The 8,540-nt window shown below is 65.8% G+C and carries 6 protein-coding genes and 1 pseudogene; 4 read left to right on the forward strand and 3 right to left on the reverse strand.

Annotation, left to right across the window (positions count from 1 at the left end):
* Window positions 1–328, reverse strand: a pseudogene (locus tag I5M_RS33680) (hypothetical protein); the annotation flags it as partial.
* Window positions 329–520: 192 nt separating this feature from the next.
* On the opposite strand from I5M_RS33680, the gene I5M_RS13880 reads away from it, so the two are divergent.
* Complete coding sequence (locus tag I5M_RS13880) at window positions 521–2,068, forward strand: beta-(1-6) glucans synthase (RefSeq protein WP_244432002.1); 1,548 nt, start codon at window positions 521–523, stop codon at window positions 2,066–2,068.
* Here I5M_RS13880 and I5M_RS13885 read toward each other — a convergent pair.
* Window positions 2,028–2,408, reverse strand: coding sequence for a hypothetical protein (locus I5M_RS13885; RefSeq protein ID WP_031336359.1), 381 nt, complete (start codon window positions 2,406–2,408; stop codon window positions 2,028–2,030). The two genes, I5M_RS13880 and I5M_RS13885, sit on opposite strands and share 41 nt — an antisense overlap.
* 76 nt (window positions 2,409–2,484) lie before the next feature.
* Window positions 2,485–3,864, reverse strand: a complete 1,380-nt coding sequence (locus tag I5M_RS13890) for a hypothetical protein (RefSeq protein ID WP_022721946.1) — start codon at window positions 3,862–3,864, stop codon at window positions 2,485–2,487.
* A 204-nt stretch (window positions 3,865–4,068) separates the two neighbouring features.
* Here I5M_RS13890 and glmU point away from each other — a divergent pair, with 204 nt between their 5' ends.
* The 3 genes from glmU to I5M_RS13905 all read left to right on the forward strand — a co-directional run bounded on the left by glmU (window position 4,069) and on the right by I5M_RS13905 (window position 8,377).
* Window positions 4,069–5,424, forward strand: coding sequence for a bifunctional UDP-N-acetylglucosamine diphosphorylase/glucosamine-1-phosphate N-acetyltransferase GlmU (glmU, locus tag I5M_RS13895; protein WP_022721947.1), 1,356 nt, complete (start codon window positions 4,069–4,071; stop codon window positions 5,422–5,424).
* A 118-nt stretch (window positions 5,425–5,542) separates the two neighbouring features.
* Window positions 5,543–7,369, forward strand: a complete 1,827-nt coding sequence (gene glmS, locus I5M_RS13900) for a glutamine--fructose-6-phosphate transaminase (isomerizing) (RefSeq protein ID WP_022721948.1) — start codon at window positions 5,543–5,545, stop codon at window positions 7,367–7,369.
* 216 nt (window positions 7,370–7,585) lie between these two features.
* Window positions 7,586–8,377 carry a DUF502 domain-containing protein gene (locus tag I5M_RS13905; RefSeq protein WP_022721949.1) on the forward strand — a complete coding sequence of 264 codons (792 nt, stop codon included), beginning with the start codon at window positions 7,586–7,588 and terminating at the stop codon, window positions 8,375–8,377.
* Window positions 8,378–8,540: the final 163 nt, after the last annotated feature.

The following is an 8,540-nucleotide window of genomic DNA, read 5'->3' on the forward strand; positions in this document are numbered from 1 at the left end:
TGAGCGCATCCGCCGCGGGTTGCTGATTCTGCGCCTGAGCCGGCTTGGCCTGATCCTGTGCGCGCAGATCGCCGCTCTGAGCAATTGCGCCGCCGATCCCCAGCAGCAGCGCAAGAGTCGTCGCACCCAGGCAGCGCATCAGCGCATTCTGGAACTCAAGGAATACTCGTCGCATCGTGTCCCCGATCTCTTTGCCGGGCCATTGCGGCACCGGTCCGATCCGCGTGATGCCGCCCGAATTCGTCGCCGATAGGGCGTGACCCTGGCAGATTCTGATGACGGACATTTTGGTATTTGTCCAGCAATGCCAGTTCATCAGTTCGCGCATGACGTCGAAAAGCTGAACCGAGGTCGGCAGAAGGTCGCAGGCGGTGTCGGCTGTCGCGGGTTGCCCTTGGCAGATCGAGCGCGAGCGGGTAATCGACGTGACCCTTCGTGGAGGACGGAACCGATTTCCCTTCGTACGCCGCTGGCGCTTCTCCCGGTCTCGCTTGGTTTGATTTTTGCGGCGTGGTGGTGGATGGCCACGCCGGTGACGCTGTCACGTGCCCCGATCGAGGCGGGCACCAAGCTCGAATGCGTCTCCTACGCGCCGTTCCGGGCCGGCCAGACGCCGCTCGATCCGACCACCCATATCGACGCCGACCAGATTACCCAGGACCTGACGCAACTCGCCAAGATCTCGAACTGCGTGCGGACCTACTCGGTCGACAATGGCGTCGATCAGGTCCCGGCGATCGCCGCCCGCGTCGGCCTGAAGGTGCTGCAGGGTGTTTGGCTCGGTAATGATCGCTACAAGAACCAGTCCCAGATCGCCGCAGCCGTCGCGCTCACCAAAGACTTTCCGGGCGTGATCACCGGCCTCGTGGTCGGCAACGAGGTGTTGCTGCGCGGGGAAATGACCGCAGCCGATCTCGCCGCCACGATCCGCTCGGTCAAGTCGCAGGTCAAAGTCCCGGTGACCTATGCGGACGTCTGGGAATACTGGCTGCGCAATCGCGACGTCTATGACGCGGTCGATTTCGTCACGATTCATATCCTGCCGTATTGGGAGGACATCCCGATCCCGGCGCGCTTCGCCGCCGCCCATGTCGACCAGATCCGCAAGCGCGTCGCAGCGGCGTTTCCGAATAAGGAAATCCTGATCGGTGAAACCGGTTGGCCGAGCGCAGGCCGGATGCGCGAAGGCGCGCTGCCGTCGCGCGCTAACCAGGCGCGGGTGGTATCGGAGATTCTGGATCTGGCCCGACGCGAGCATTTCCGCGTCAACCTGATCGAAGCCTATGACCAGCCGTGGAAGCGAGACCTCGAAGGCACGGTCGGCGGATATTGGGGCCTGTTCGACGCCGGCAATCGCGACCTGAAATATCCGGCCGGGGAGCCGATCCGCAATTTCCCGCGCTGGCGGGCCGAGCTCGGCGCCGGCATGGGACTGAGCGTGCTGATCTTCATCGCCGCTATCATCGCGGTCCGCCGCCGGCCCTGGCCGCCGCGGCTGATTTCCTGGCTGGCGGTTGCCAGCTCGGCGACCGTCGCCGGTGCGCTGCTGGGCGTCGCGTTCGACAAGCTGCTGGTCGAGAGCTACGGCATCGGCCGCTGGGTGCAATGGTCGCTTTTGCTGGCCTGCGGCGTGCTGGCGCCGCTGGTCGCCGCGCCGTCGCTGATGACCGGACGGGCGCTGCCGACCTTCCTCGAGCTATTCGGTCCGCGCGAGATGCGGACCCGCTCGAAGGGGGCGTGGGCTCTCGGTTTGCTGCTGGTGATCACCACGCTGATCGCCGCCGGCACCGCGCTCGGCTTCACCTTCGATCCGCGCTACCGCGACTTCCCGTTCGCGGCGCTGACGATGGCGGTGCTGCCGCTGTTCTGGATGACGCTTATCAACCGGCCGCCGGAGGGAAGGCGCCCGATTGCGGAGTCGACCTTTGCGGGATTGCTGGTCCTCGCTGCCGTCTACACCGGCTTCAACGAAGGGCCGAAGAACTGGCAGTCGCTGTGGACCTGCGCGGTCTATGTGATGCTGGCGGTTACGCTGTGGCGGGCGCGGGACGTGCAAACCCCAAAATAAGCAGCCCGATCGCGATCCCCGACAGGCCGATATTGTAGAGCACGATGCCGAGCCCGGCTGCCACCAGCCCGGCGGTCAGCAGCACGATCGACGGCCGGATGAAGTGCAGCACGCCGATGACCACCGCGGCGATGCCGAACACCGAATTGCGGAACAGATAGGTCGCGGTCAGCCGCGCCGTGCACAGCATCGACTGCAGGCCGGCGTCGCAGGCCAGCGAGACCGTCGACATCTCGACAGCAAGATAGCGGAGATACAGCGCATAGCCGACGGTGACGAAGCCGACGACGAGCAGCCATTGGACTTGGTACGGCGTGAGCCGGAAGGGTTTCTTGATCATCGTGCGATTATGCGGCGCTTCGCGGCGCGGGACAATCGTCAAGTCGGCCGACGAGTCCCGCGCGATCCCGTCCGCCTCATTGTGACGCTTGCGGGCGGATACCGAAGAAGTTGGTGAACGACGCCGGCTGTGCCTGGGCCTGCGGCTGAGGCGGCGGCTGCGGTGCCACCGCTGGTGCAGGCGGTGGAGGTGGCGGCTCGGGCACGCTGGTCAATTTCGGCACGCGCTTGCGCGGCCGCGGCGGCGGCGCTGCGGAGGCCATCGGCAGGCGCTGGCCGTCGTAGACGGCCGTCTCACAGGAGCGATCGGCGCTGCCCAGGGCGACGCAGAGTTTGGCGGCCGCGGCAGCATCCCCGAGCGGACCGGCGACGAGCCGCAGCTGCGCGCCGCGGCCCTGATCCTTGACCATGATCACCGGTCGGAGCGGCTTGAGCTCCTTGTGAGTCTTGGCCAGCTTGACCCACAGCACCCGCAAGCCCTCGACCGACCCAGCGCTACCGAGGTCGACGCCAAATTCAGTTCGCGGCACCGGCACGGCCGCGGTCTCGGGTGTGTCGTCGTCATCCTCGGCGGCAGCTGAGGCAACCGTTGCAGCGGCGGGAGCCGGTGGCGCGACAACCTGTGGACTCGCCGCTTGCGGAGCTGGCGTTGGGGAGGGCGGTTCGACCAGCCGGCCCGCTGCTCCGTCCGGCGGCGCCAGCATCGACCGGGCGGCGACGAACGAAGCGGACGACGCAGATGCGGCGCGCTCCGGAGCCGGCGTGGGCAGCGGTGTCGCTGCACCCGGGATCACCGTTGTCGCCACGTGGCGGGCCGCGGGAGGCTCCTGCGCCGGCACGGCTGTCACCGGCTTGGTGGTGCTGGCCAGCGCCGCCGCCGAATTGACCTCCTGCGCCTTCGGTTCCGGTTTAACATCCGCCTGCTTTGTTGGGCGGCTCTCGACCGGTACGAGCTCCGGCAGTGCCGCAACCATATTGGCCGGTGCCTCCGCGGCGTTTGCCGAGGGCCGTTCGACGCGCTTCTCGGCAGGCCGTTCGACCGGGATCGACGGGAGTTGTGGTGCTGCACGGTTGCGGGCGATCGAGCCGGTCACCGAGTCGAGCCCTTGCTCCAACGATCCGAGCTTGGCGTAAAGCCGGTCGCGATCGCCGTTCAGGATTTCGATTGCTGACGCCAGCCGGCCGGCTTCGTTGCGGCTTTCCTTGGCGAGCTGCTGGATGGCTTGCGACTGCCGCGCCAGATCGGCCGAGGCGACCTGTTCGCGGGCGCGGTCGCCGGCCGCCTGGCCGGCCAAAATTGCGATCACGATGGCGCCGAGCGACCCGGCGCCCCAGCTCGCCAGCCGCCATTTCGCCCGATTGTCGAGCTCTTCCTCGTCGGCGAGAAAGCGCGCGAGCCAGCCTTCCGACTCGTCGGTGGCGAAGCTGTCGGCCAGATTGTCGCTCTTCCGCTTCATCCGAAGGCCCACCGGCGGCCGCCGCTCACTCTTTGTCGCCCATCCCCCGCTGCGGCCATCACCGCTGCGAATCACATCGTTCAGATTAGCAGGGAAACGTCCTCGCACGGACGGTGGCGGCATCTTTGGTCGCCTCGAACAGATTTCCTCTCGGACGCAAAACGCTTTATGACGACGGCCAAGATCAGGGCTACGGGAATAGGGATGACCAGAACCAGCCTCACCATCGTACTCGCGGCCGGCGAGGGCACGCGGATGCGATCGTCGCTCCCCAAAGTGCTTAATCCGGTCGCCGGGCGTACGCTACTCGCGCATGTACTAGCCGCGGCACCCCGCGGCACTGCCGACCGCCTTGCCGTCGTGGTTGGACCCGATCATCAGGCTGTCGCCGACGAGGCCAAGCGGTCGCGGCCGGACGCGGACATCTATATTCAAACGCAGCGGCTCGGCACGGCACATGCCGTTCTGGCAGCGCGCGAGGCGATCGAGCGCGGTGCGGAAGACCTCTTGATCGCGTTCGGCGATACGCCGCTGATCTCCGCCGAAACCTTGGCTCGCTTGCGCGAGCCGCTGGGGCAGGGCGCCTCGCTGGTCGTGCTCGGTTTCCGCGCCGCCAATCCCACCGGTTACGGCCGGCTGCTGCTCGACGGCGATCGCCTCGTCGCGATCCGCGAACAGGCCGACGCCAACGGAGCCGAACGGGCAATCACGCTGTGCAATGCGGGCGTGATGGCGATCGACGGCCGGATCGCGCTCGATGTGCTCGACAAGATCGGCAACGCCAACGCCAAGGGCGAGTACTATTTGACCGACGCTGTCGGGCTGGTAGGTGAGCTGGGCTTGGTCGCGAGGGTGATCGAGACCGACGAAGACGAAGTCCGTGGCATCAACACCAAGGCGCAGCTCGCCGAGGCCGAGGCGGTGATGCAGGCGCGGCTGCGCGCCGCCGCGATGACCGCGGGCGTAACGCTGATTTCGCCGGACACCGTGTACCTCGCCCCCGACACCACGTTCGGCCGCGACGTCGTGATCGAACCCTTCGTGGTGATCGGTCCTGGAGTCAGCATCGGCGACGGCGCGGTGATCCATTCGTTCTCGCATCTCGCCGAAGCGCGCGTCGGCGCCAAGGCGCAGGTCGGCCCCTATGCGCGGCTTCGCCCGGGCACGTCACTCGGCGACGGCGCCAAGATCGGCAACTTCGTCGAGACCAAAGCGGCGCAGATCGACGCCGGCGCCAAGGTCAATCATTTGACCTATATCGGCGACGCTCACATTGGATCCGGCGCCAATATCGGGGCCGGCACGATCACCTGCAATTACGACGGCTTCGGCAAGCACAAGACGGAAATCGGCGAGGGGGCTTTCGTCGGCTCGAATTCGTCGCTGGTGGCGCCTGTGAAAATCGGCGCTGGTGCCTATATCGGCTCAGGCTCGGTGATCACCAAGGACGTAGCTGACGATGCGCTGGCGCTCGAACGCAACGCCCAGACGTCGAAAGAGGGCTGGGCCAAGCGGTTTCGCGACATGAAGACGCGGCATAAAACGCCGAAACCCGGTTAACCACACCGTCGTTTGCCGCTGTCGTAATCGGCAATAATTATTGAGTATCAGACGTTAGGTCCCCTTCGCTAAATCGAAGTGGGCACGGCATGGGCCGTTTCGGGGAGTAACCATCCGCATGTGCGGCATCATCGGCATTCTGGGGCGTGGACCGGTCGCGGATCAGCTCGTCGACTCGCTCAAGCGGCTCGAATATCGCGGCTATGATTCCGCCGGTGTGGCGACGCTGGAAGGCGGCCAACTGGAGCGCCGCCGCGCCGAGGGCAAGCTGAAGAACCTCGAGGCGCGCCTCAAGAAGGAGCCGCTCTGCGGCCATTCCGGCATCGGCCACACCCGCTGGGCGACCCACGGCAAGCCGAACGAGACCAACGCGCATCCGCATGCGGCAGGCGACGTCGCCGTTGTTCACAACGGAATCATCGAGAATTTCCGCGAGCTGCGCGGCGAACTCGAAGCCGAGGGCGCCAAATTTTCCAGCGAGACGGATACCGAGGTGGTCGCGCACCTGGTCAATTCGTACTTGAAGAAGGGTGCGTCGCCGCTCGAAGCGGTGAAGGCCTCGCTGCCGCGGCTGCGCGGCGCGTTCGCGCTGGCATTCTTGTTCAAGGGCCATGACGATCTGATGATCGGTGCCCGCAAGGGTTCGCCGCTAGCGGTCGGCTATGGCGACGGCGAGATGTATCTCGGCTCCGACGCGATCGCACTGGCGCCGCTGACCGACGACATCAGTTACTTGGACGACGGCGACTGGGTGGTGCTGACCCACAAGGGCGCCGAAGTGCACGACCCCAAGGGCGATGTCGTGCATCGCGAGGTGATGAAGTCCGGCGCGTCTTCCTTCGTGGTCGACAAGGCCAACTACCGCCATTTCATGGCCAAGGAAATTCACGAGCAGCCCGAAGTCGTCGGCCACACGCTGGCCCGCTACATCGACATGGCGAGCGAACGCGTGTCGCTGCCGATGAAGCTGCCGTTCGACTTCAAGGACATCCAGCACCTGTCGATCACCGCCTGCGGCACGGCCAACTACGCCGGCTATGTCGCAAAGTACTGGTTCGAGCGCTTCGCGCGGCTGCCGGTCGAAATCGATATCGCTTCGGAGTTCCGCTATCGCGAGGCGCCGCTGCGCAAGGGCGATCTGGCGCTGTTCATTTCGCAGTCGGGCGAGACCGCCGACACGCTGGCGGCGCTGCGCTACGCCAAGCAGGAAGGCCTGCACACGCTCGCCGTCGTCAACGTACCGACCTCGACGATCGCGCGAGAGGCCGAGACGGTGATGCCGACGCTGGCCGGGCCGGAGATCGGCGTCGCGTCGACCAAGGCCTTCACCTGTCAGCTCACCGCACTCGCTGCACTCGCCGTCGCGGCCGGCAAGGCGCGCGGCGTGCTGTCGGATGAGGACGAGGCCAAGCTGGTTCACGGCCTGATCGAACTGCCGCGGCTGATGGCTGCGGCGCTGGCCCACGAGCCCCAGATCGAGCGGCTGGCGCGCGACATCGCCAAGGCGCAGGACGTGCTCTATCTCGGCCGTGGCACGTCGTATCCGATGGCGCTCGAGGGCGCGCTGAAGCTGAAGGAAATCTCCTACATCCACGCGGAGGGCTATGCCGCCGGCGAGCTCAAGCATGGCCCGATCGCGCTGATCGACGAGAAGATGCCGGTCGTGGTGATAGCGCCCTATGACCGGGTGTTCGAGAAGACGGTGTCGAACATGCAGGAGGTCGCGGCGCGCGGCGGCCGGATCATCCTGATGACCGACGCCAAGGGCGCCGAGGAGGCGACGGTCGAATCGCTGGTGACGATTGTGATGCCCGACATGGCGGCGGCATTTACGCCGATGGTCTACGCCATCCCGGTGCAGCTGCTGGCCTATCATACCGCCGTGGTGATGGGCACAGACGTCGACCAGCCGCGCAACCTGGCGAAATCGGTGACGGTCGAATAGGCGCAGGGACCGGCGCCGCCCCATACCGCCGGTTGTTGGCCGCGCACCGAAAGCCTATATGTCGCGTGCTGGCTTCATCCACGCCAGCGGAGAGCGGTCATTGCGGCGTTGTTGATCCATCGCACATCGCTGATCATTCTCTGCTAGGATGGTGCGCCGTGGCTGCCCAGGCCGCGGCATTTCGATTCATTGGACCTGAATGGACCCCGACGCCTGATGACCGATCAGCAAACGAGCCCGCCCGGCGAGACCCCGCCGGACCCGCCGCGCGGCGTCATGGGGCGCATCCGGAACTACTTTCTGACCGGCCTCGTCGTGGCCGGACCCGTCGCGATCACCTTCTATCTGACCTGGTGGTTCATCAATTGGGTGGACGGCTTCGTCCGCCCGCTGGTGCCGCCGGATTATCGCCCCGAGACCTATCTGCCGTTCGCAATTCCGGGCTCCGGCCTGGTCGTGGCCTTCGTGGCGCTGACGCTGCTCGGCTTCCTCACCGCCAATCTGATCGGGCGCACGCTGGTCGATCTCGGCGAGCGGTTGCTCGGCCAGATGCCGGTGGTGCGAGCAATCTATCGTGGTCTCAAGCAGGTGTTCGAGACCTTGTTCTCGGGCAACGGCAACAGCCTGCGCAAGGTCGGCCTGGTGGAGTTTCCGTCGCCGGGCATGTGGTCGATCGTGCTGATCTCGCTGCCGCCCAATCCGGAAGTCGGCGATCGCATTCCCAACCGTGAGGAGCACATCTCGGTGTTCCTGCCGTGCGCGCCAAACCCGACCACCGGATTCTTCTTTTATGTGCCGAAGAGCAAGGTCATCCCGGTCGACATGAGCGCCGAAGAGGCGGCGACGCTGATCATGTCGGCGGGCGTGGTGCAGCCCGGCTCTGACCCGCAGAAGAAAATCGCTGCGCTTGCGGCGACCGCGCTCAAAGCCCAGAAGGCACGCGATCCGAACGAACCGGAATCGGCGTTCTCACGCCGGCGGGTCAAGGCGCCGGACGAGGTCGATTAGTCAGTCTTCACCTCCGCGTTCGTCATTCCGGGGCGCTCACGCAGTGAGCGAAACCGGAATCTCGACATGGTCTGCGCGCGACCGGGGTCCAACAACTTTCGGGATTCGGGTTCGCGAGCTACGCTCGGCCCCCGAATGACTTAACTAACCAGCTCAAGCAGCG

The sequence above is a fragment of the Rhodopseudomonas sp. B29 genome (assembly GCF_000333455.1).
In the GTDB taxonomy this organism is placed as follows: Bacteria; Pseudomonadota; Alphaproteobacteria; order Rhizobiales; family Xanthobacteraceae; genus Rhodopseudomonas.